Genomic DNA, 25,137 nt, shown 5'->3' on the forward strand with positions numbered 1-25,137 from the left:
CAGGACGGGTCAAAATTGCTTACAACGTTGTTGTGTATGGTTAGTTGCGTGGTTCAGCAACTAAGTTAGCAAACTTTCACGAACCTGTGAATATTCCGCAGGAATATTCGCAAGTAGGGAAGAACCTAGCAATTAATTATACACGGTGTTGTATGCCGTTTTTTATTTTTATTATCCATATGGTAAAACTCTATGAAGCCATCTTTTAGCTTCGTCAGTTTCATATTTATTTAAACAATCTTTTACTTTTCCAATATTGTATTTTAAACTAGTGACTTTATCTTTTTTAGTTTGAGGGTCATTCCATTCTGTTGATAATTGACCAACTGCATAAAAAAATCCAGTTTGAACATTGTCATTGAAATAATTAAGCCCAGTTATAAAGAGTTCTAATTTGTAAGAATCAAAAGGATAACCATTATTACAATTCCAAGCTTTCATTAGTCTAACTATCGGTCGTACTACTTGATTATATTGAGTGTTTGACTCTGTTAATTTAGTTTTTACATCGCTAGGGTCAGTAATTTGCCAGCCATAATCTCCAGGAATATAAAGTGTTGAACTCCATATTTGTGTTTCTTCTTTTGCAGGAACAAGGTCATAATGAATATTTCCAAGTCTTATCGTGACTGTTGGAAAAGACCTTACTACTTCTGAACCATATCTATTTTTATAATATTTGTCTCCAAAATTTTTTAACCAAGCACGATAAGTTTCGGGTGTTCTTTCATATTGGGTATGATTGAAAACAACCATAATATCAATGTCGGATTTACTGTCAATAGAACGAGGAAGTATTGTGTCTCTGTCGTAGGAACCAAAAACAAATCTTCTTTTGACTAAAACACCTAGCTCTTTGTCAAGATTTGCCAAAAGATTGTCTTTTGAAGTGTTAATTCTTGTAATTTCTGCCGAATCTTTTTTTAAGTAAAAAGAGTAGGATAAACTTCTCAAATAAGTGTCGATTGAACTTGCCATATTATAATTCTAATTCGCTTTCAGTGTACGATTCTTCACCAGATTCAATTCCTTTTTTTGCAAGTTCATAATCTGATTTACTCGTAGGGAATGATTCTGATTCTTTATTTATATTTTCTATGTCGTTTGCAATTTCTTCAATGCTTTCAATTAAATGTTTGTCTTTTATAGCATCATCTTCAATATATGCTTGAAGTCTATCGCATCTTTTCATAATAGCTAAATATTTATTACCAACTCTTCTGTGTCCTTCAACTTTCTTTTGAAGATTTAAAAATGTTTGAAACCCGCTTAAAAGTGCAGCAATTAGAGCTAAAACTAATGGTACATATTTTATCCAATTATTAAAACCGTCTGTTAAAACGAAAAACAAAACAGAGCCTGTCAAAACATTTATTACTATCAATGGAACTCCTATCCAATAATGTTGTTTTTCTTTTCGGTCAGCTGCATTAAAATGCTTTTTCTTTCCATAAAGAGAATCGACTTTTATTCTTTTTATTTTGTCTTTTGTGTTTTTCATATTGTCGGTTCAAATGGCATACAACTTGTATATATGCGGAACTTTCTTCCGCTTATTCTACTGAATTGGTTGGCTATGCGGAAGTTTTAATATAAAAACTTACTTTTTACAATCATAAAAAACCAAAACATTTATAAATATAAATGATATATATGATATTTCTTACCTAGTATTTTTTAAATACTTAATTAAACACAATTATTTTTAAAATCAATGTTTTTCAGAATAACATTTACTTCTATTTTTAGGTCCATTTGAAAAGCTATATTTTTGCAATTCATTACGTAAAAATGCCACTATGTTATATCACGATGTTTTTGTTACTTTTTGGAAGCAAGTAGAAGAAAGTATTGCCGAAGGAAGCTTTGCAAAGCTAACTATGGCAAAAACTATTGGAAAACCTGATTTAAAGAATATATTTTTAAGACCTATTTATGGTAAAGATGGTTTTAAAGTGGTTTTAAAATACGCGTACAGATCACGTGAAACAGAAGATATTGAAGAAGAATTAACGATTGACGAAGCTAGAATTATTGTAAAATCGCATATAAAAACTTCTTTCTTTTCGGTAATTTTATTCAGCACTCTAAAAGATGTGATGTTTAAAGTAAATAAAAAAGGTGTTGGTAGTATTACTGAAAATCCACCAACGTTTAAGAATATTGTTCAAGCTTAAAATATTAAACTACAAAGCATAAAAAAGCTCATTAGAAATTTCTAATGAGCTTTTGTTTTTATACTATTTAGTTCTAATTTATTGTTGCCATCCGCCACCAAGTGCGCGGTACAATTGAATTACAGCTTGTAGTTCTTGTTCTTTATCACTAACACCATCTAACTGTGCTGACAACAGACTGTTTTTAGTAGTTAAAACATCGGTGTAATTAGTAGTAGAACTATACTCTAAAAGTGCTTCGGTAAACTCAACAGACTTCTCTAAAGCACTAAGTTGTTTCTTTCTTGACTCTTGCTTTTCTTTAGATTTTTCATAAAGAAATAAGGCGTTAGAAATCTCACTACCAGCAGTTAACCATGCAGTTTTATAATTGTAAAATGCCTGTTGCTGTTCTGACTGATCTATTTTTAATCGTGCTTTGTTTTCTCCGTTAGCAAAAATTGGCTGTGTCAATCCTCCAATTAAATTATAGAAAATGGAGTTGTTGAAAAAGTCTTCAAAACTTAAAGATGATAAACCAGCACTTGCTGTAATAGTTAATGAAGGGTAAAAATATGTTTTAGACATATTTACATCTTCAAAAGCACTTCTAAAAGCCATTTCAGCCTCTCTAATATCAGGTCTGTTATTTAAAAGCGAAGAAGGGATTCCTATTTTTAAATCGGAATAAGTTTCTTGTTCTTCTAAAGTAGCTCTTTCAATTTTTCCTGGTGCTCTACCCAATAAAATAGACAGGGTATTCTCTTCTTCTAAAATCTCCAATTCAATATCTGGTATTGATGTTTCAATTTCATAACGGCTAGCTTCACTTTGTACCACTGCCGCACCATCAACTACTGCAGACTCTTTTAAATACTTCATAGTTTCTTGATCACCAATACGATTTTCAAGCGTTTCTTTAGTAATTTTTAATTGTGCATCGAGCGTTAATAAAGCATAATAACTAACCGCAATATCAGATATTAATTGGGTTTGCACTGCTTTGGTTGCTGCTTCGGTTTCTAAAAAAGAAGCCAATACTGAACGTTTGTTGCTTCTTAATTTCCCCCAAACATCAAGCTCCCAACTACTACTTAATTGCCCTAAGTAAGTAGTGGTATTTAAATTAATACCACTGGTGCTCCCAAAATTTAATGAAGCTTCTGAGGTTTTTGATCTTGTTACTTGTGCAGTACCTTCTAAACTCGGTAAAAACTGTAACTTAGCTTCCACTAAATTTGCTTTTGCCTGATTGATATTTTCTATAGCAACCTTTAAATCTAGATTGTTTTGCAATCCTTCATAAATAAGGTTTTGTAAAATGCTATCTGTTATTATTTCATTCCAAGGCAAACTCGCTATTGATGTACTATCTTGTATTAAAGTATCTCTGTAATTTTTTGCAAAATTTGCATCAGGTGTTACATACTTTTTATTAATTACACCACACGAATTCAGCAATAGAATTAGAGCAAAAACAGGAACTATATAATTTATAGATTTTAATTTCATATCTGTATTTTTCATTAGTTCATTGGTGATTTTTCATCTTCAACTTGATCGTCTTCATCTCCCCAATCATCATCAGGAACACCAACAAGTTTTTCTTGAAGTGTTTGGAATATAATATACAATACAGGAATAATTAAAACTCCTAATATGGTACCTACAAGCATACCACCAATAGCACCAGTACCAATTGCTCGATTACCCGTAGCACCTGCGCCAGTTGCAATCATTAATGGCAATAAACCAAAAATAAAGGCAAAAGAGGTCATTAAAATAGGTCTGAATCTCGCAATGGCACCATCAATACCCGATTGCACAATGGACTCTCCTTCTCGCCTTCTTTGTATGGCAAACTCCACAATTAATATGGCATTTTTGGCGAGCAGGCCAATAAGCATTACTAAAGTAATTTGAATATAAATATTATTACTTATCCCGAAGAGATTAGCAAATATTAAAACTCCTGATAAACCAGCCGGAACTGCTAATAATACTGCAATAGGTAGAATATAACTTTCATACTGACCACATAATAAGAAGTACACAAATATGAAACAAAGCATAAATATATATACTGTTTGGCTACCTGCGGAAATCTCTTCACGCGTCATACCTGAATAATCAAAACCGTAACCAGTTGGTAAAGTTTCAGCAGCAACTTCTTCAATTGCTTGAATAGCATCACCCGAACTATAACCGTCATTAGGTGCTCCGTTAATTTTAGCCGCAGTAAACAAGTTAAAACGTGTTATACTTTCTGGACCATACACTCTTTTTAGCGTAACAAACTCAGTAATTGGTGCCATAACACCATCACTATTCTGAACTTTAATCGAATTTAAACTTTCTGTATTTTCTCTAAAATTAGTTTCTGCTTGATATATTACACGGTATTGTTTCCCAAATTTATTAAAACTCGAGGCATATACACCACTAAAATATCCTTGCATTACACTTAAAACACCATCAACATCTAAGCCCGCGAGTTTTGTTTTAGCTACATCAACTACCACCTCATACTGCGGAAATGTTGGGTCAAATGTTGTAGATGCGTATTGAATTTCTGGTCGATCACTCAAGCCTTTAATAAAGTCTTGACTCACTTCATACAATTCATCAACAGTACCACCACTTTGATCTTGTAACTGAACTTCAAAACCGTTACTCATACCAAAACCAGTAATGGTTGGCGGTGCAAAAAAGATAATTCGAGCATCTTTAATATGTGCTGTTTTGGCAAACAACCTTTTTATAATCGATTGTACATCTTGGTCATCGCCAGTACGCTCACTCCAATCATTTAATTTTAGAATTACCATTCCGTAGTTTGAGCCTGTACCACTAATCATACCTCTACCGGTAGACCTAAGCACTGCTCTAACTTCTGGAATCTCTTGTACAATTTCTTGTACTTGTTTAACTATTTCATCTGTTTTTTCTAATGATGTTGCTGCAGGTAAACTAATATCTGTCATAATAGTTCCTTGATCTTCATCAGGCACGAAACCTGTTGCTGTAGTATTCATTAAATAGATAAATACACCAATAAAAACACAAAGTACACCTATTGCAATTGGTTTTCGTTTGATTAAAAAGGAGACTGATTTTTTATATTTTCGTGTAGTTTTCTCAAAAGCAACATTAAAGGCTAAATAAAAACGCTGTAAATAATTTTTCTTAGTATGTTCTTCTTCATGAGGTTTTAGTAGCAAAGCACACAATGCGGGACTTAACGTTAAGGCATTAATGGCTGATAAAATAATAGCGATTGCTAAAGTTAAACCGAATTGCTGATAGAAAACCCCTGATGAACCACTAATAAATGTTACTGGAATAAATACGGCTGACATTACTAAAGTAATAGAAATAATCGCTCCAGAAATTTCACTCATGGCATCTAAACTGGCCTTTCGTGCAGATTTATAACCACTATCTAACTTGGCATGAACTGCTTCAACCACAACAATGGCATCATCAACCACAATACCAATGGCCAGCATTAATGCAAATAAGGTTAATAAATTGATGGTAAACCCAAATACACTTAAGAAAAAGAAGGTACCAACAATTGCCACCGGAACTGATATTGCCGGTATTAATGTAGAACGCCAATCTTGTAGAAATATAAATACAACCAAGAAAACTAAAAAGAAAGCTTCAAAAAGTGTGTGAATCACTTTTTCAATAGAAGCATCTAAGAAATTATTTGCATTCATTAACTCTACATATTTAATACCTTCTGGGAAATTAACAGAAGCTTCTTTTAATGTAGCTAATGAGTTTTCAACAACTTCTTGTGCATTTGAACCTGAAGTTTGTGCAATAGCAATACCTACACCAGGTCGTCCATTTATTAATGTAGATGTGCTATAAGATTGTGCTCCAAGTTCTATTCTGGCAACATCTTTTAATCGTAAAATATTACCGTCATCCGTTGTTTTAATGATGATTTCTTCAAAGTCAGTAACGTTTTCTAATTTACCTTTGTATTTTAAGGTATATTGATAGGCTTGATCTCCATGTAATCCTAATTCTCCTGGAGCGGCTTCAATATTTTGATCGTCAAGTGCTGTTGCAATATCAGAAGGAATTAACCCGTAATTTGCCATAATATTAGCCTTTAGCCAAATACGCATACTATAATCTTTAGTACCAAAACTTTCAGCACTACCTACTCCATTAATCCTTTTAAGAACTGGAATAAGATTGATATTAGCATAATTCTGAATAAACTTCTCGTCATAGTCATCACTCTCACTATACAGACCAACAATTAATACGTTACTACTCTGTTGCTTTTCTGTAGTTACACCAGAATTTATCACCTCTTCTGGCAATAAACTATTAGCTGTTGATACACTATTTTGAACGTTTACCGCAGCAATATCAGGATCTGTACCCAACTCAAAATAAACAGTAATACTAGCAGAACCACTTGTTGCTGTAGAGGTCATATACGTCATTCCCTCAACACCATTAATCTCTTCTTCAAGAGGCACAATAACACTATTTAAAACAGCCTCAGCATTTGCACCATCATAAGAAGCAGAAACTTGTACTGTCGGAGGTGCAATATCAGGATATTGTGACATTGGAAGTGTCGTAATACCGATAACACCTAAAATCAAAATAATTATAGATATCACCGATGAAAGTACCGGTTTTTTTATAAATTTCTTAAACATATCTATATCTGATTAATTGCTACTAGCAATGGTTTCACTATCTATTTTCAAATCTTCTATATCAGAAGCTTTAACCTGTACTGGTTTAATTTCTTTACCGTCTAATAACGTATTGATACCTTCAATAACAACTTGATCATTAGTTTCAAGTCCGGCAGTAACTATATACGCTTTACCAGATGTAGATGGTGTAACTTCAATTTTCTTAGCTTTGACTTTAGAATCATCACCCACTACATAAATAAACACACTACCTTGAATTTCGTAAGTGGCAGATTGTGGTACTAATAAAGCATCTTTCACAGTTCTAGGGATACGAATGGTAGCACTATTTCCTGTTCTAAGTAAATTATCAGGATTATCAAAAATAGCACGAACATTAAATGAACCTGTATCTTCATCTACCTGCCCACTAACAGTTTGTATTCTACCTTTATGATTAAACATCGTATAATCAGGTAATATTAAAGATACTTCTGACATGCTATCTAATTGTTCTTTAGGTGTTGCTCCATGCCCTTCACGCATAAACTCCAAATGTATTTTTTCGTTGATAGAAAAATAAGCATATACCTTTTTAATATTAGAAACCGTAGTTAAAGGATCATCAGTAGTACTACTCACCAAACTACCTAATTTATAAGGCAATGTGCCAATATAACCAGATACTGGTGCTGTAATTTTAGTGTATCCGTAATTAGTTCGCGCATTAACATAATCAGCTCTTGCTTGTTCTAAAGCTGCCTTTTGAGCTGTTAAAGTATTTTCTGCTGCTGTTAACTCAAACTTACTTACAATTTCTCGCTCTACTAACGGTCTTGCTTTTTCAACATCTAATTCTGCAGAACTTACATTAGCAACTGCACTACTTATCGCAGCTTTAGTACTCAATACATTTTGTTCGTATTCAGGTGCATTTAATAAAAAAAGTGCTCGTCCTTTCTCAACATATTCTCCTTCATCTACCAGCACTTTTTCTATAAAACCTTCAATTTTTGGGTAAATTTCAATATTCTCTATTCCTTCAATAGTTACAGGAAATTCTCTGTATAATTCTATGGTTTTTGGTGATACAGTTAGCACATCGTATTCCGATGCTTCATCAGTTTTATTGGCATCTTTACTACCATTACATGATATTGATAATAAACCTATCAATATGCCTACACATAATACCTGAAGTTTGATTTTTTTAGTTTTCATTTACTTGTTTGTTATTGTTGTTTTTCTAATTAAAAAATACAATTGTAAAATTTCTTATATAGGTATTCATTCACAAATTCAATATATAAACACAAAGATTTTACCGTAAAACCATCGAATTTAATAGATAGCATTTTTTAGTTTTATTGACTGTCTCTAACTAATCTTACATAGTTTTTAATTCGAATTGAATCAGAAGCATTTACTGATTCTAATAAATACTCTTCTATTGTTCCTGATTTAGGATCAGAACGTTGTGCTCCTGCTCCATGCCAATCGAAATATTCTTTAGCAGCACTATTATCTTTACTATACGCTTTACCAAAAGCGATATAACAAGCTGTATATTTAAAATCACCTTGTGTAGTACTCGTCCAGAACCAACTATCTTTATTTGTTACTTCAAAAAAGTTTTCATCAATAGCCGGAATTGTTTTTTTCTCATAGTCAACAATACTCTGTAATTCTTTAGTATTTGGTAACCTCCAGTTTGTATGATTTGCAAGGGTACTTTTTTCAGCAACTGCTAAAGCTTCAACCCAATTATATGTATGACCGTCATCAGTTTTTTGCCACATTAAACCTGTAGCTCTATCTGTAATAGTTCCGTTATTATTATCAACAAAATCATTTACACCATATACATTTTGCTTACCACGTACTGCTCTTATGTTATTCCCAGGATCATGAACACCCTCAGTACCATCAAAATACAATCCAGTTTCGTAAGATTTTATATGACCGTCAGCAAAATTAAACCCAAAAGCACCTTCTATTTTTATATTCTGAATTGGACCTTTTACATATTTGGTACTTGACCAATATTGACCTGCATACGGCATTCTTTTATCGTATTCAAAATCAAAATAAGTAGTATCAATATATGGAATTGAAGCTTCTAAATCTTGAGGGTTTAATTCTCCGTTTGAATATAAAAGAGAATACAATTCTTTAATAGTAGGCAATCTCCAATCAGTATAACCACCAATTTCTAACGTATCTACATATTTAAAAGCATCGTAAAAGTTATGACGTTCAAAATCTGGTGTTTTTTGCCACATTAATCCCGTATTAATATCTGTTATTGTTCCGTCATTATTATCTGTATATGCAGGATGTATGCCAATAAATTGAGCATCTTGTCCGTAATATTTCTCACCCTCTTTAGGAGCTGCTATTTCTTCCCCTTTATCATTATAAAATTTATCTTGTCCAGTATCTGTTAATACAAATTGAACCTCATTTTCAGGTATAATTTCTTCTTTCTTTTTTGATGAATTACATGCAACTAAAAGGATAACTGCAAAACAACCCGCTACTCTATGTATTTTACTATTCATGATATTCTATTTATTTTGGTCAAAATTAATTTTAACTTGTTACTTAATATACACCAAATCAATCAATTATTGATTCTATCTATATGATTTTCAGCCACATAGATTACTTTTAAGACATTGATATTGGAGTTTTCTTTTTATTTGGTACGTATTTTTTTACTAACAGTACCGATATAATTGCCGACAAAGTATCGCTAACCACAAAAGCAATCCAAATTCCAGTAAGTCCGTACCAACTATTTAAAACATATACTATAGGTATAAATAAGAAAATTGGCCTAAGTAAAGCTAAAAATGTAGCTAGTTTATTTTTCTCTAAAGCTTGAAAATATCTTGTAACTATAATTTGTACTGAATAAAATGGTATTGATATTGCAAATATTTGTAATGCGGTTATTGTTGTGTTTATTACATTACCATTGTCGTTACCATCAATAAAAATATTTGTAATTTGTTCTGGGAATAGTTCTAAGACTACAACACCTACTATGGCTGCTACACCTACTATTTTTAAAGCAAGCACTAATGTTTTTTGTGATCTGCTAAATAATTTTGCACCGTAGTTAAAACTAATTATAGGTTGCATTGCATCTCCAGTACCTAAAGCAATCATCATAAAAAATATGTTGATTCCGTAAATTATTCCCATTGCAGCAACACCATCAGTACCTCCCGATTGTAACAATAAATGATTCGCAAATACATTTTGAAAACTGATGGCTAAATCCATTAAAAATGGAGCTAAGCCTACCAATACAATCGGAAGCAATATTTTTTTGTTGATTTTAATCTTATTCCAGACTAGTTTTACTAAGCTTTTTCCGCTTACATAGTAACGCATTAAAAACAACACATTAGTAGCCTGTGCAATAATCGTAGCCAATGCTGCACCACGTATACCTAGATTAAATATTTTCATAAATACATAATCTAAACAAACATTAATAATACACGAAAGTACCACAAGCTTAGCAGGCAATTTAGGGTTACCTTCTGCCCTACACGTAAACTCTAATGCGCGAAAAAAACTAAGTGGAAAACCTAAAATAAGAACAAATAAATATGCAGAAGATAAGTTTAATAATTCTCCATTAGCACCAAATAATTGTAACAACTGCTTGTGAAACAACAAACCTGCACTTGTAAATATTATCATGATAATACATAAACCGGCTATAGCGTTACCTAATACATTTTCAGCTTTTTCTGGTTTCGACTCTCCTAAATATTTTGCAATTAATATTCCTGAACCACTGCCAAAAAGTAAAACAAAACCAAACTGAAAAAGAGTTACAGGAAAAACCATAGTAACTGCTGATAAACCATCAACACCAACAAAATGACCAACAAATATTCGATCTACAAAATTATATAGTGCATTAATTAACATCCCTAAAACTGCTGGACCTACAAAAATGAAAAGTAACCTTAAAATACGATCTTCTTTGAGAGAATATTTCTGAGTTTTCTTAACATTTTGCGCATTAGTTACTTCTCTCTCCTTGTCAGAGAAAACAAATAACTTTCGCAATTTTGATGTTAAATAGTTCATATACCGTTTGTTCATTTTCTGATACAAAGGTATAGTGCTTAAAAACTTTACTATAAATTACAATTTGAGTAAAATAGATTACAATTTAGGTTTTTGTTATCTTTAAACCTAAATTCCTTAAAAATCTGATTATGAAAGTGTTTAACGACATAAATAACTACTTTGCCAATTCGCATGAAGTTGCTAATGACTACGATAACAACTTCTATATCAGAAGAATGCATAAGGATCAAAAATTTATTGAACCGGATAAAAAATTTTCTGGTCCTCATAAAAGAGATTTTTTTGAAATAGGTGTTTTACAGAAGACCACAAAAAATATTAAAATAGGGAATCAAACCCTTCAAAAAGGTAAAAATAGTTTAGCAATCATTTCTCCTTTTCAAGTGATTGATTATAGTGAAATTCCACCAAATGATGATAAAGGTTACATCATATACTTTCACGCCTCTATTTTCGTCAACCTTAACCAAACGTATGGTTTACAAAATGAGTTCCCTTTTTTTAAAATTCATACCATGCCCCATTATCAATTATCGGAGAATGATTTTAAAGAGATTTTATATTTATCAGAAGAACTGTATAAAGAATCAAGATGTGATAAAGCACACAACCTTGAAATTGTACGATCACTATTGCTTATTCTATTATATAAAGTAAAGAGAAGTACTGAGGCTAATAAGGGGATTATTACAATGAATAGGTTTGAAGTAATTATGTCGAAATTTGAGCAAACCATATTAGCTAACGATCATAAATTCTTAACCGTAAATGAGTATGCTTCACAAATGAATATTAGCCCTGTTTACTTAACAGAATGCGTTAAAGAAGCTACAGGTAAAAGTGCTCAAAAAATTATTATTGATTATAAAATGTTGTATGCTAAAACACTTTTGTACCAAATGAATAAATCCGTTGCTGAAATTGCTTATGCCTTAGATTTTAATGAAGTAGCTAATTTTAATCAGTTTTTTAAACGCAATATGGGCATAACTGCTACACAGTTTAGGAATAGTAATAATTAGCAATAATAAAGTCCATTAGATAAATAAGTTCTAATGGACTTTATTTAAAAGTTATTTTCTCAATGGCAATGCGATATTAGGGTAATCTGTAATAATACCATCAACGCCCATATGTAATAAATCAATCATTTCATTTTCAGTGTTAACGGTCCAAGGAATGACTTTTAAATTTTTATTGTGTATAATTTCCACTTCTTGAGTGTTTAACAAAATATAATACGGACTGTATATTTCAGGAACAAAAGTCAATTGTTTCATATTCGTATTAAAATCATCTTTATAGGTTAAAAAAGATAATGTATATTCAGGATATGTTTTATGTATGTACTCTAAAACTCTTGGATCAAAACTCTGCACCACTACTCTATCTAAAGGTAAATTTGCTCTTTTTATTTCTGAAATTAATAAATCTGAAAATTCAGGAACACTAGGTTGATAACCTTTAGCTTCATCCGTTGGTGTGCTTTTAATCTCAATATTATATAAAATATTAGGGTTTACAGTTTCAGCATAGGTAATTACTTCAGATAATAATGGTTTGTAAGCTTTCGCTTTTCGCTGTTCAATAAATTTAGGATTACCGAGGGAACCTACATCATACTTTTTAATGGTTTTGTATTTATTCGCATACATATTAAAAGCTAATGCTTCTTCTTCTGTAATTGGATTCCCCTTTGCATCTAAAGTTACTTCGTAGTTTAACCAAGGTTCATGAGACACAACCACCTTGTTATCTTTACTAATTACTACATCAAGCTCTAAAGTATTTACATCTAAATCTAATGCCTTTTTAAAAGCCAACATAGTATTTTCAGGTTCTAAACCACGAGCACCTCTATGGCCTTGTAATTCAAAATTAAAATTGTCTTGTTTGTTTAAAATAATGGTGTTAATAAAATTTATAGTTTGGCTGTAAACACCTTTCCAATCATTTGAGCGCAAATCACATGCAATTACATGATTACCTGCTTCAGGAAAAGCAACTTTCATTTTTTGATCTTTAGGAGTTGACAATTGTTCGTACATTTCTAATAATGCCGACACAGATACTACTTGATCTTGCTCTTCTTCATTTTTATAGTAATACCCAACAAAAGCAGGCACTTTTACTTTAGCAAAAGTTTCCTCAGTTGCTGTACTTAAAAGCATTTTAATTAAAGCTTCATAACCATCAATATGGTATGAAGTAGACCAATATTTGCTTTCTTCATCGGGCCTATCTTGTTTTACAATTGCACCACCATTCATTTTTAAAAAACCTGCTTTACCCTCAGGCGTTACGATAGCTTTTAAAGCAGGATTTTTAAGACCTATAAAAGGAGAATACATTACTAAGCCAGCAATTGAAGCATCTTCAGAAGCTAATTTTAAACTTAATGTTCCACCTGTAGAAGTACTAACGATTATAATTTTTTCACCAAGTAATTTTCCAATTTCTAAGGCCTCTTTAGCAGAAGCAATATAATTTTCAGGTGTTAAGTTTTTGTAATTATCAACTCTATTAAGTCCGTGTTCTTTTAAACGAGATAAATATACATTAGCATTATATTTTTCAGAAAGCATTGACATAATTGGCTCTCCTTCTCTATTGCTAGCCCCAAAACCATGGAGATACACAAAGGCAACAGGTGATTGTTTATCTTTATAATCCTTGGCCCAAATGATTCTTGCTTCATTATTAGACTTTAAGTTTTCAATTTGTTTTTCTGATGTTTTAATAACTTCTTCGATATTTAAAACAGTAGTTTGTTTTATTAATATTTGTCCATTAGATACTTGAAAAAGTACAACTAAAAACAATAATAACACATATATTCTTCTCATAATCATCAATAATTATAAAACTACGTTAAGATATTTAACGTAGTTTTAAATTGGTTTATAATGGTTTTAAAATCTGGTTTTAAATTGTACTCCGTAAAATCTTGGAGGACCGCCAATGTAGGTTGCTATGCCAAAAGCACCACCTGTATTACCTGCATCAATAATATATTCTTCATCTAAAACATTATTCATGAAAAATGTAAGTTCATGTTTTTTATTAAATTCTAAACCTAATCTAAAATTCAATAATCCATAATCATCTTGAGATATATCAGGTAAATTAGTTTCTTCAAAAAATACTTTAGATTTAAATGTATACGTAGGTCTAAAAAAGAAATCTACATTCTTATTTACTTTCGGATTGATATTAAAACCTAATGAGAATGAATGTTTAGGTGTTAATCTAAATGTATTGCCTGCTAATTCTTGAGGGTTTCCATCAGAATCTTCATCATCAAAACTAGCATCTATAAAACCATAATTAGCAAAAAATGTACTTGATTTAGTAAATGCATATTGTGTAGCAACTTCAAAACCTAAAGAGCTAGCATTACCACTATCTTTTGTACTTGTATCAAATTCACCATCAGTAAAAGTTGAAATACTTGTTTGAAAATTAGAATAATCATAAGCATAGGCATTCACATCAAACTGTAACCTATTATTTAAAAATAATGACTTTGCTCCAACTTCATAAGACCAGACAATTTCATCAGACAAAACAGTAGTTTCAGTTGCTGTAATATTAATTACATTAGGTCTTCTACCTCTAGCTGTTGTACCAAATAATGTTATATTATCATTTACTTCATAATTTATTGCAAAACGACCTACTGCAGATAAAAAATTCTCGCTAGCTTCAATTTTTCCGTTTGTAGGGGTGAATAAAATATTAGGATAATTACCAGTAACAAAACCTAAAAGAGAGGGGTCTTCAGAATTTTCAACTTCATAGGCTGCATTACTATTTTCCCAAGTAGCTCTTAAACCCAAGGTAAGCGATAATTTATCAGAAAAATCGTAAGATGCATCAGCAAAAATATCACCAGAAAAATTTCTACCATAATTTTTAGAAGCTTCATAATTATAATCATCTAAAGGAGCTCCTGCTAAATCTCCGAAAGCTTCATTATCAGGTATATTTGGTAATAAAACAGGTGTTCCATCAATTACGAAAGTAGACGGACTTAAAATTAACATCGCATAACTCTGCTCATTAGTTTCCCAAGGCACCTCTTGGGAACCATCTTCAAAGAAAAAGTTAGCACCAAAAAAACCTCTGAACTTTTCGTTAGTATCAAAATTGAATCTAATTTCTTGACTAAACTGTTGTCCTTCTGAAATTTCTCTAAAAAACAAAGCTGGAGCAGCAGTACCATCTGCGTCAAAAGCTTCATCAGAATCGAAACCTCTATACGCTGTAATCGAAGTAAAATCCCAAACATCACTTATATTATGTTTTAAAATACCCGTTACACCATACACATGCCTATCTACACCTAATTCTTCACCGCGTTCTAAATCGGCAAAAGTATTCGGACTTAAATCTCCACCAGCTGGCGCATACGTACCACTTTTAAAAGATGTTCCCGGAGGTGTATCGTGTTGCCAGTTACCAATTATATCTAATGAAGTTTTATCATTAATTATATATTTAAGAGCCACTCTAAATGCTAACGTTTCTTTACCATTTAAATCACCACCAGAAAGATTTTCAATATACCCATCTCTACCGTTGTAAATACCAGCTACACGTAGAAACAATTTGTCTTTTGCTAAAATTGTATTTGCATGACCTGTTGCCAATAACTGATTGAAATTACCGTAACCAAGTTTCATAGCTCCTGAATTTTCATTCTTTGCTTTGTTTTGAATAATGTGCATTGCACCAATTTGCGCCCCACGACCAAATAATGTTCCTTGTGGTCCTTTTAAAACTTCAACACGCTCTATATCAAAAAGTTCAACTACCGAACCTCTAGACTTACTTATAGAGACACCATCTTGAAAAATAGATACTCTTGGTTCTACTCTAGAATCTCCACTATCACTAGTAATACCTCTAATCACAACACCTGGGTTGTTTACACTTTGTATTTGAACTTGAAAACCAGGAATATATTCTGATAATGCATCATACTCATAAGTACCTTGATTGTCTATAAACTCAGTTCCATAAGAAGTGATTGCTATAGGTACATCTTTATTTACCTGCTCTCTTTTTTGAGAGGTTACAATAAGTCCTTCTAATTGATATGATAATTCTTCTAATACAAAATTATGTGTGTTAATACCTGACACAATTGTTATGTTTTTTTGAATTGAATTGTATCCCAAATAAGAAACTTCTATAGCAAATGTTTTTCCTTTTTCTAAAGCAATTTCATAAAGACCATCATAGTTTGATGTTGTTCCTTTGCTTATTGCATTAATTGAAATATTAGCCCCCATAATTGGGCTACCATCTTTTGCTGAAATCGTACCTTTTAAAACTTCTGTATCTTGCCCTTTTGCCATAAACAAAGACAAACAGGTAAAAATTGTAACTAAAAATTTGAAATTCATTTTCTTTTTTTGAATTAATATTGATTAATTTTTTCATCAAAAGTATTGCCGCAACCATACTTTTGTAGTTAATTCAAAATTATTGAAGTGTTAATTTTTAAACAGTTTTGGCTGTATTTTACAATAATTTAACAAATTGTTAGTCTCAATTTTTTTAAGTTATTTTAGAAAAGAAGTAAATTAAAGTTCAAAAAAATGTAGTACACTAATAACCAGATACTTTAATGGTAAACACTTATAAAATTACATGTATAGTTAAAAGTACTAAAAGTATAATTTTAGTAACTCTATATAATAAAATGGAAAGTAATACTAACTCCTAGGTTTGTTCAATTGACGGTCGTACATAATTATACTACCAGCAACTGACACATTTAAGCTTAATTGTGATTTAAATTTTACTAAAAAATGAGATTTTTCAATAGCTTCTTTTGTCAAGCCATGATCTTCAGCACCTAAAAGATAAACACAACGCCTTGGGTGGTGAAACACCTCTAAATCTTGAGCATTATCATCAAGCTCTACCCCAACAATACGTGTACCTTTAGGTTGGTTGTTAAAAAAATCTTCAAAAGTATCGTAATGATAATAAGGCATTGATTTAACAGCATTGTGGGTATCACAAGCTTGTTTTGCATATCTATTGCCAATTGTAAAAATAAAACTTGCGCCCAAGTTTTGTGCTGAACGCCATAAAACCCCTAAATTCTCTGGCGTTTTACCATTCTGAATACCAATACCAAAATACTCGTTTACAAAGTTGTTATTCATTTGGCTAAAATATTAAAGTTTTGAAAGCACAGCAAAAAAAGGTTTTTTGTTTTTATGTAGTATCCGTTAAACAGCATTAACCTGTCATTCTGTTAATAAACACTTGTACAACCTATTAAATATGTTCTCTTATCTATTATTTTATGCAAGAGTAAAAGAGCTTAATTACAAAAACTAGAATAAATAACAGCCATTTTTTTTAAAATGTTTGAGGCTTCTACTTAATCAATACTTCTCTAAATCTTTTTTCGATATTGTAAGCATAGATTGTATTAAATACAATACAAGTTTAATTGCTTTTTTAAACAAGACATACAGGAGCCAAATTATTAATTATATTTTTCATGAAAGCAAATCAAATTTATTCCGACAGATAATTAACATATGTTAATAAACTCTATAAAGTTGTATAACATATTCTATCAAAAATTTAAACACCTTAATTTGTAATTAAAAACTTACATTTGAGTGTGGTACAACAATCATAGTGTAGTAATTGCTAAAACTAAAATTTGATCAATGAAAAAACCAATTTCGATAGCCAAAGTTAGTACCTTAAAAAATAAAGAACCAAAACATGCCTTAGTAAATGACCTTGATTTAGTCATCGTAAAATTTGATAATGACATTTCTGTACTTTATGGTAGATGTCTACATAGAGGTGCATTAATGTCTGACGGTCATGTTGATGGTGATAATTTAATCTGTGGTGTTCATGGGTGGGATTACAGAGTAGATTCTGGCGTGTCTGAATATAACAACAAGGAAGTATTGTATAAGTTTTCTACAAAAATAGAGGGTGATGATTTAATGGTCGATGCTTTTGAAATAGAGGCCTATTTAACCAATTACCCACAACCTTTTAATAGAGATCAATATTTAGGTGCTTATGCAGATACACACTCTGAAGAAACAGAACCATATACAGGTTATATAAAAGAACTTGCCCAAAATGGATTAAAAAATATTGGCCATCATGGCTTTTCAGCATCTATGGGTGTTGATAGAAACACCTTACCTAAATGGAATGACATTCAATTTCTACCGGCGCAGTTGGCTTCAAGACCTTTATTAGATGAAGATGCTGTTGCTACAAAAGTAGTGATTGGTAAAAATGCAAAAAAACCGTTGGTATTAGATATGCCGCTTTTTGTAAGTGATATGAGTTTTGGTGCCTTATCAAGAGAAGCAAAAATAGCTTTATCAAAAGGAGCCCAATTATCCGGAACAGGTATTTGCTCTGGTGAAGGTGGAATGTTGCCCGAAGAACAAACAAATAATTCAAAATATTTTTACGAATTAGCTTCAGCTAAATTTGGCTTTTCATGGGATAAATTAGAAAATGTACAAGCTTTTCATTTTAAAGGAGGTCAAGGTGCTAAAACAGGTACAGGAGGCCATTTACCCGGTAGTAAAGTAAGTAAAGAAATTGCTGAAGTTAGAGGGTTGAAAGAAGGAGAAACAGCTATTTCACCAGCAACATTTCCTGATTTTAACGGTGTTGAAGATTTTAAATCTTTTGCAACAAAGGTTAGAGAAAAAACAGGTGGCATCCCTATTGGGTTTAAAATAGCGGCCAGTCATATAGAAAAAGATATTCAATTTGCACTTGATGTAGGCGTCGATTATATAATTCTTGATGGTCGTGGTGGTGGTACAGGTGCCGCACCCACTATTTTGAGAGATCATATAAATGTGCCTACAATACCCGCTTTAGCAAGAGCACGTAATTATTTGAATAGTGTTGGTGCCACACATGTATCATTAGTAATTACAGGCGGTTTAAGGGTTGCTGAAGATTTTTCTAAAGCATTAATGCTTGGTGCCGATGCAGTTGCCGTCTCAAACGCAGCTTTACAAGCTATTGGTTGTTTGGGTATGCGTGCTTGTGGCAGTAATAACTGCCCAGTTGGTATTGCAACACAAAAAGAATCATTAAGAAGCAGGTTAATTATAGATTCATCAGCAAAACAATTACACAACTATTTTAGTGCTACAAACGATTTGATAAAAGTGGTTGCACGTGCTTGTGGTTACGATGATATTTCAAAATTTAATAGTGATGATTTATCAACTTATGATCGCGATATACACTTTTTAACAGGTATTAATTATGCCGGAATTAAACTATAAAAAAATGAAAGAACAAATGCATTTAGCTGCACAATATTTAGCAGCTGCAGGAATTAGTTTTTTAGACAAAAAAGAAGATGACAGCCATACTAATCTAGGTTTTTATGATAAAAAAGGGTGCTTAGAAACTCATTATTTATCAGAAAATAAAGATCAACTATTATTAGACTATAATAGTTTTAGTCTGGAATGGATATCTAAAAGTGGATCAATCACTTTTAGTTTAAATGGCGCTACACATGCAAAAATATTGGTTTGGTTAAAAGAAACTTCAATGACTTTTTTAAACAAACCCTATGTATATCAATTTCATTATGAACTGCCTTATGAAATTACAGACGACTATACCTTTAAACTGACTGATGCTAAAGAGTTGGCTTATTTAATGCATTTGAGAACATTAGCTCAAAAAAGCTTAAAGAAAATAACTAAAGAAAATAATTTAGAAGCCACTGTTCGTGTTTGGCCACATCATTTTGATACAGGAATTTATACTGCTGTTCCTAACAGTAATATTACAATAGGTTTAGGCTTAGCCATTCCAGACACGGTTTGTGATATGCACTATTTTTATAATAGTGGTTATGATGAAAATGGGCAAATAAATCCCTCAAAATTTAAAGCACTTACTAAAGGATACTGGAGCTTACAAGATTTTTTAGGTGGTGTATTGCCTGCTAAAAAAGTAAAAAAGAATGAAGCTGTAACTTTTTTTAATGAAGCTATTAAAAGCTATACAGCTTTCAAATAAAACTTTTAAGGTTAAAATATTTTCTTATCCGGCTAATGGTGTCAATTGAAACTAACTAATCTTATAAAATAATTAATTTAAAATAGTAGTAATACTATATCTCAATAAAATTTACTTTGAAAAAGACAAAAACGTTACACAATATCAGTAATTTAATTGCTGCAATACTTATGGTATTTTTTGCTGTGCCTAAATTAATTGGCGCTGAAAAAAGTTTGAAAGGTTTTGAGCAGTTTAAATCTTTGGTTCCTTTAGATGCTGATACATTTAGAATATTTACTGGAGTTGTAGAATTTACGGTTGCTGCATTACTTATTATTTATATATTAAAGAAAACAAATAATATAGGTAAGCTAGCTTACTTTTTATTATTATCAACTATGATTGGTGGTTTAATTATGGAGTTTTTCGCAAGGCCCAAACCAGAAATAATGTTGGTTGTTATCGCATTACTACTCTCAATACTTTCTATATACAAGCTAAAACTACTATCATCTAAAAATTAGTATATTATCTTATTTAAAGTACTGAATACAAGTGTTTAATTTAATTTTTTGTCATTTTGTCGAAAGAAATTTTAAAGAAATTTATAGAAATCCGCAAGCAAACAGAAGCCGTTTGCAAACCTTTAGAGATTGAAGATTATTCTGTACAGCCTATAGCAGATGTATCACCACCAAAATGGCACTTAGCTCATTCCACTTGGTTTTTTGAACAGTTTGTACTTTCAGAGTTCAAGGACGATTATCAAGTTTTTAGTGAAGATTTCGCATACCTTTTTAATAGTTACTACAATAATGCTGGTGAACGTGTGTTACGTCCTAATCGAGGATTAATGACACGCCCAACTGTAAAAGAAGTATATGAATATCGTACTTATGTAACTGATAGTATTATTGCACTTTTTAAAGAAAATGCAACTAATGAAATTACTACTATGGTTGAAATTGGTATCAATCATGAACAACAACATCAAGAATTATTAGTCTATGACATAAAATACATTTTAGGTAATCAGCCCACATTTCCTAAATATGATGGCAATTTTATTTTATCTGAAGAAAAACAAGAAAAAAAATACATTAGTATAGCAGAAGGTATTTATGAAATAGGTCATAAAAAAGAAAGCTTTTGTTTTGATAATGAATTAGGTGTTCACAAAGTGTACCTACAGCCCTTTGAAATTTCAAACAAACTAATTACCAACAAAGAATATATTGAGTTTATTAATGACGGTGGCTATTCAAATTTTAATTTATGGCATGCCGAAGGATGGAGTTATATACAAGACAACAATATAAAGGCCCCTTTGTATTGGCATTTTACTGATGGTGTTTGGAAGTATTATAATTTTAATGGTTTAGAAGTAGTGAATCTTAACCTACCCGCTATGCACATTAGTTATTATGAAGCTTTTGCTTTTGCAGAATGGAAAGGAATGCGTTTGCCTACCGAATTTGAATGGGAAGTTGCTTCTGACCATTTTAAATGGGGAAACCTTTGGGAGTGGACAGCAAGCGCCTACCAACCCTACCCTAATTTTACAAAAGCAGATGGAGCTTTAGGAGAATACAACGGTAAATTTATGGTTAATTTACAAGTATTGCGTGGCGCATCGATTGCTACACCACAAGACCACAGTAGAAATACCTATCGAAATTTTTTCCATACCAGTTTACAATGGATGTTCTCTGGCTTACGCCTGGTTAAAAAATAAAAATCGTATTATTTTAAGTCTTATATAAAGACAGATTACAATTTAAAACACTATAATGAATATTGAATTTGCTAATGATGTAGTTGAAGGATTAACATCAAAAAATAAACAGCTTTCTTCTAAATATTTCTACGATGATACGGGAAGCCGGATTTTTCAAGAAATAATGGAAATGCCCGAATATTACTTAACAGATAGTGAATTTGAAATTTTATCACTACAAGCCAAACAAATTATTGATGCAATTGGTTTTAATCAACCTTTTAATATTGTTGAACTTGGTGCAGGTGACGGCCTCAAAACTTTCAAATTACTTGAGTATTTAGTAAATAATAATATAGATTTTTATTACGTGCCTATTGATATTTCACAAGGTGCAATGGATTCATTAACTCACAGTTTGCAAGAGAAGCTTCCTAAATTATCTATTCACCCACAAGTTGGCGATTATTTTGAAATTCTATCAAAAGAAAATGTAAAAACCAAAATACCAAGCTTACTATTATTCTTAGGTAGTAATATTGGTAATTACAGTGAACAAGAAGCTAGCAATTTATTACAATTGTTCAATAAAAGCATGAAAGTTGGTGATGGTCTGTTATTAGGCGTTGATATTAAAAAGAACCCTAAAAAAATACATGATGCCTATTTTGATCAGCATGGTATTACAAAACGATTTAATTTAAACTTATTAAACCGTATAAATAATGAATTTGATGGTGATTTTAATATTGAAGATTTTGATTTTTACTGCTATTACAATCCAATATCAGGTAATGTTAAAAGCTATATAATTAGTTTAAAAGACCAAAAAGTACACTTAAAAAAACTAGATACTGTAATAGAATTTAAAACTAATGAACTTATTTGGACTGAATTATCAAAAAAATATAGTCTTGATGAAATTAATGAGCTTTCAACTAAATGCGATTTCAAAGTTGTTAATCATTTTTTAGATAATAAAAATTATTTTACAGATACACTTTTAGTTAAATAACAGCACTTATATTTATAAAACCAACCCATATAATAACCTAGCTATGAGTGATAAAAAAAAACAAAAAGAGATTGATAATTATTTATTGACTGAATTAAATATTGATAAAAATGAATTAAAAATTTTAAAGAAAAAACTATTAAAAATAGAGCCTAGATCGGAACGTGGGGTTGAAACTTTATTTAGGTTACTTTCAAAAAATCAATATACATTAAATTCAATGGTTGATACTAAATCAAATATTTTAATATCAATTAATGCGCTAATCATATCTTTAATACTGGGTACTGTAATGAGCCAATTAGCAACTGACCCTCATTTGATTTTCCCGATAGTAATGTTATTAATAACAAATTTAATATCAATAACCTTTGCGGTAATTGCAACTAGGCCAGAACTCATTCACGGAGATAAAGCTACTCAAAACTTAATGTTTTATGGTAACTTTCATGATATGAGTGAAAATGAATATGTTTATGAACTTACCGAATTGATGGATAAAGGTGATGAACTTTACAAGACCATTGCAAAAGATACTTACCATTTAGGAATAACCATCAATAAAAAATTTAGGTTATTAAGAAAGTCATTTAATATATTTTTAATAGGTATTGTTCTATCTGTATTAGCCTTTATTTTATGTCATACCCTATTTTGGGATTTGTTTTAAATTAATTTTATGTTTAACATTTTCTAAAAATAGTTAAACATTTTGTATTTTTATACTTTAACACTTAATGTTAAAAGATAAAAAATATATTTAAAAAAGCTATGTTCGGATTATTTAAAAATTCTTCTAAAGAAGAAAAATTAAGATCACAATACGAAAAGCTGTTAAAAGAAGCACATAAGCTTTCAACAATTAACAGAAAAATGAGTGATCAAAAAATTTCAGAAGCTGATGAAATTATGAAACAGCTTGAAAAATTATAAAAATTCTTATTTATGAATGTAGCAACCTCAAATTTCACAGAACGAGAACTTGATCGTATTATAGAAATGGCTTGGGAAGATCGTACACCTTTTGAAGCGATATTATTTCAGTTTAAATTACCTGAAAAAGAAGTTATTAAACTTATGCGTAGCAATTTAAAAGAATCGAGTTTTAAACGCTGGCGTAAACGTGTAAATAGTGGTGTTAGTCAAAAACATTTAAAAAAACGAAACCCTGAAATTTCTCGTTTTAAATGTTCGCGACAAAAAGCAATTTCTGGTAATAAAATTAGCAAAAGGTAACAATTTCCAAATTAAAAATACAATTAAATTTAAAATTATAAAATGCACTATACTTCTGATGATATTGCAAAACTAGATCGTGTAACAAGGTTGAAAATTATTAATGCTGTTACAGGTATAAAACCCGCCAATTTAATAGGTACTATAAATAATAAAAAGCAAACAAATTTAGCTATTTTTAGTTCTGTAGTTCACTTAGGTAGCGATCCTGCTCTTTTAGGTTTCATAGCTAGACCAAAAACTACTGAAGTTGGTCATACTTTAGATAATATAAAAGAAACTAGTTTTTACACTATCAATCATATTCACCAAGAATTTATTGAGAATGCACATTATACTTCTGCTAAATTAGATAGAAGTATTTCAGAATTTAACTGCTGTAAATTAACTGAAGAATATATAATTGGTTGTAAAGCGCCTTTTGTAAAAGAAAGTAATTTTAAATTAGGAATGCAATTCGTAGAAGCAACCCCAATAAAACATAATGGAACTGTCTTAGTAATAGGTGAAATAAAACAAATAATACTGCCTGATAACGCTACAAAAAACACAAATGATGTTGATTTAGAAGCTACTGGTAGTATTGGTATTTCAGGATTAAACAGTTATTATACATTAAAAAAGGTATCTCAATTACCCTATGTAAGAGTAAATGAGATACCTGATTTTTAAATATTAAATTCTGTAATTTTTAGTAAAACAAGTTGTGAAATACAACTTTAAATAGTTCGTTTTTTTATAAATTATACAATTAAAACGACCTTTTTGAGAAGAATTATATTTGAATATTAATCATTAATTATATGCCAGATTCTGGCCTACCTTTTAATCTAATATCAATTCTTTTTTTCTTCGCAGTTAGGCGTTTCATTACGTCCATTAATGATGCATCTTTTGTTTCTTTATACACCTCATTAATCGCTAAAATAAGTCTTTTTGCTTCTCTTGAAGCTACTACTCTATCACTAGTAGACATGTGACTCATTTTCTCATTTTCAAAAGCTTCTGCTTCTTTTATTAAATCCATTCTTTAATTTTTGTTCAAAGTAAAATAAATATAGTTAAACGTAAGATATTAAGCAAGTATCATTTCAAATTAATACTAATTTTTAGTAAAAAAGTTGTATATCGTAAATTATAATGCTCATAAAAACTATAAATTTTTGGTTGTGT

The 25,137-nt window shown here is 30.9% G+C and carries 22 protein-coding genes; 11 read left to right on the forward strand and 11 right to left on the reverse strand.

Annotation, left to right across the window (positions count from 1 at the left end; genetic code table 11):
* Positions 1-171: 171 nt before the first annotated feature.
* Positions 172-978, reverse strand: coding sequence for an SMODS domain-containing nucleotidyltransferase (locus tag KO500_RS12435; RefSeq protein WP_215956877.1), 807 nt, complete (start codon positions 976-978; stop codon positions 172-174).
* 1 nt (position 979) lies between these two features.
* Entirely contained in the window at positions 980-1,501 is a 522-nt protein-coding gene (locus KO500_RS12440) for an SLATT domain-containing protein (RefSeq protein ID WP_215956878.1), read from the reverse strand.
* A gap of 298 nt (positions 1,502-1,799) precedes the next feature.
* On the opposite strand from KO500_RS12440, the gene KO500_RS12445 reads away from it, so the two are divergent.
* Positions 1,800-2,177: a hypothetical protein gene (locus tag KO500_RS12445; protein ID WP_215956879.1), complete on the forward strand. Its 378-nt coding sequence runs from the start codon at positions 1,800-1,802 to the stop codon at positions 2,175-2,177.
* Between the two features lie 78 nt (positions 2,178-2,255).
* Here the strand turns inward: KO500_RS12445 and KO500_RS12450 are convergent, their stop codons facing one another.
* From KO500_RS12450 to KO500_RS12470, 5 genes are all read right to left on the reverse strand, one after another.
* On the reverse strand, positions 2,256-3,668 hold the full coding sequence (locus KO500_RS12450) for an efflux transporter outer membrane subunit (RefSeq protein WP_215956880.1): 1,413 nt from the start codon (positions 3,666-3,668) through the stop codon (positions 2,256-2,258).
* 14 nt (positions 3,669-3,682) lie between these two features.
* A complete protein-coding gene (locus KO500_RS12455) occupies positions 3,683-6,850 on the reverse strand; it encodes an efflux RND transporter permease subunit (RefSeq protein ID WP_215956881.1) in 3,168 nt (1,055 codons plus the stop codon).
* A gap of 12 nt (positions 6,851-6,862) precedes the next feature.
* On the reverse strand, positions 6,863-8,053 hold the full coding sequence (locus tag KO500_RS12460; protein ID WP_215956882.1) for an efflux RND transporter periplasmic adaptor subunit: 1,191 nt from the start codon (positions 8,051-8,053) through the stop codon (positions 6,863-6,865).
* Positions 8,054-8,196: 143 nt separating this feature from the next.
* Complete coding sequence (locus KO500_RS12465; RefSeq protein ID WP_215956883.1) at positions 8,197-9,393, reverse strand: DUF1566 domain-containing protein; 1,197 nt, start codon at positions 9,391-9,393, stop codon at positions 8,197-8,199.
* Between the two features lie 109 nt (positions 9,394-9,502).
* Complete coding sequence (locus KO500_RS12470) at positions 9,503-10,945, reverse strand: MATE family efflux transporter (RefSeq protein ID WP_215956884.1); 1,443 nt, start codon at positions 10,943-10,945, stop codon at positions 9,503-9,505.
* Between the two features lie 131 nt (positions 10,946-11,076).
* Between KO500_RS12470 and KO500_RS12475 the strand changes: the two genes are divergently transcribed.
* A complete protein-coding gene (locus KO500_RS12475) occupies positions 11,077-11,970 on the forward strand; it encodes an AraC family transcriptional regulator (protein WP_215956885.1) in 894 nt (297 codons plus the stop codon).
* Positions 11,971-12,021: 51 nt separating this feature from the next.
* On the opposite strand, the gene KO500_RS17360 is transcribed toward KO500_RS12475, so the two are convergent.
* The 3 genes from KO500_RS17360 to KO500_RS12490 all read right to left on the reverse strand — a co-directional run bounded on the left by KO500_RS17360 (position 12,022) and on the right by KO500_RS12490 (position 17,130).
* Positions 12,022-13,794: a glycerophosphodiester phosphodiesterase family protein gene (locus KO500_RS17360; protein WP_252732496.1), complete on the reverse strand. Its 1,773-nt coding sequence runs from the start codon at positions 13,792-13,794 to the stop codon at positions 12,022-12,024.
* A gap of 66 nt (positions 13,795-13,860) precedes the next feature.
* Positions 13,861-16,359: a TonB-dependent receptor gene (locus KO500_RS12485; protein ID WP_252732497.1), complete on the reverse strand. Its 2,499-nt coding sequence runs from the start codon at positions 16,357-16,359 to the stop codon at positions 13,861-13,863.
* A 312-nt stretch (positions 16,360-16,671) separates the two neighbouring features.
* The gene (locus KO500_RS12490; protein ID WP_215956886.1) at positions 16,672-17,130 is read right to left on the reverse strand and encodes an RNA methyltransferase; all 459 of its coding nucleotides are present in this window, start codon (positions 17,128-17,130) and stop codon (positions 16,672-16,674) included.
* A gap of 519 nt (positions 17,131-17,649) precedes the next feature.
* Here KO500_RS12490 and KO500_RS12495 point away from each other — a divergent pair.
* The 9 genes from KO500_RS12495 (at position 17,650) to KO500_RS12535 (ending at position 24,636) form a co-directional block, all read left to right on the forward strand.
* Positions 17,650-19,263: a glutamate synthase-related protein gene (locus KO500_RS12495; RefSeq protein WP_215956887.1), complete on the forward strand. Its 1,614-nt coding sequence runs from the start codon at positions 17,650-17,652 to the stop codon at positions 19,261-19,263.
* A gap of 4 nt (positions 19,264-19,267) precedes the next feature.
* Positions 19,268-20,014 carry a hypothetical protein gene (locus tag KO500_RS12500; protein WP_215956888.1) on the forward strand — a complete coding sequence of 249 codons (747 nt, stop codon included), beginning with the start codon at positions 19,268-19,270 and terminating at the stop codon, positions 20,012-20,014.
* 116 nt (positions 20,015-20,130) lie between these two features.
* The gene (locus KO500_RS12505) at positions 20,131-20,520 is read left to right on the forward strand and encodes a DoxX family protein (RefSeq protein WP_252732498.1); all 390 of its coding nucleotides are present in this window, start codon (positions 20,131-20,133) and stop codon (positions 20,518-20,520) included.
* A gap of 53 nt (positions 20,521-20,573) precedes the next feature.
* Complete coding sequence (egtB, locus tag KO500_RS12510; RefSeq protein ID WP_303488718.1) at positions 20,574-21,731, forward strand: ergothioneine biosynthesis protein EgtB; 1,158 nt, start codon at positions 20,574-20,576, stop codon at positions 21,729-21,731.
* A gap of 55 nt (positions 21,732-21,786) precedes the next feature.
* Positions 21,787-22,728, forward strand: a complete 942-nt coding sequence (locus KO500_RS12515) for an L-histidine N(alpha)-methyltransferase (RefSeq protein WP_215956889.1) — start codon at positions 21,787-21,789, stop codon at positions 22,726-22,728.
* A 43-nt stretch (positions 22,729-22,771) separates the two neighbouring features.
* Positions 22,772-23,398, forward strand: a complete 627-nt coding sequence (locus KO500_RS12520) for a Pycsar system effector family protein (RefSeq protein ID WP_215956890.1) — start codon at positions 22,772-22,774, stop codon at positions 23,396-23,398.
* A 101-nt stretch (positions 23,399-23,499) separates the two neighbouring features.
* Positions 23,500-23,661, forward strand: a complete 162-nt coding sequence (locus tag KO500_RS12525) for a Lacal_2735 family protein (protein WP_215956891.1) — start codon at positions 23,500-23,502, stop codon at positions 23,659-23,661.
* A 12-nt stretch (positions 23,662-23,673) separates the two neighbouring features.
* Positions 23,674-23,964, forward strand: a complete 291-nt coding sequence (locus KO500_RS12530; protein ID WP_215956892.1) for a TIGR03643 family protein — start codon at positions 23,674-23,676, stop codon at positions 23,962-23,964.
* 42 nt (positions 23,965-24,006) lie between these two features.
* Positions 24,007-24,636 (forward strand): flavin reductase family protein, encoded by a 630-nt coding sequence (locus KO500_RS12535; RefSeq protein WP_215956893.1) that lies wholly within the window; start codon positions 24,007-24,009, stop codon positions 24,634-24,636.
* A gap of 127 nt (positions 24,637-24,763) precedes the next feature.
* On the opposite strand, the gene KO500_RS12540 is transcribed toward KO500_RS12535, so the two are convergent.
* The gene (locus KO500_RS12540) at positions 24,764-24,991 is read right to left on the reverse strand and encodes a hypothetical protein (protein WP_215956894.1); all 228 of its coding nucleotides are present in this window, start codon (positions 24,989-24,991) and stop codon (positions 24,764-24,766) included.
* Positions 24,992-25,137: the final 146 nt, after the last annotated feature.

It is taken from the genome of Cellulophaga baltica (assembly GCF_018861125.1).
Classification (GTDB): Bacteria; Bacteroidota; Bacteroidia; order Flavobacteriales; family Flavobacteriaceae; genus Cellulophaga; species Cellulophaga baltica_A.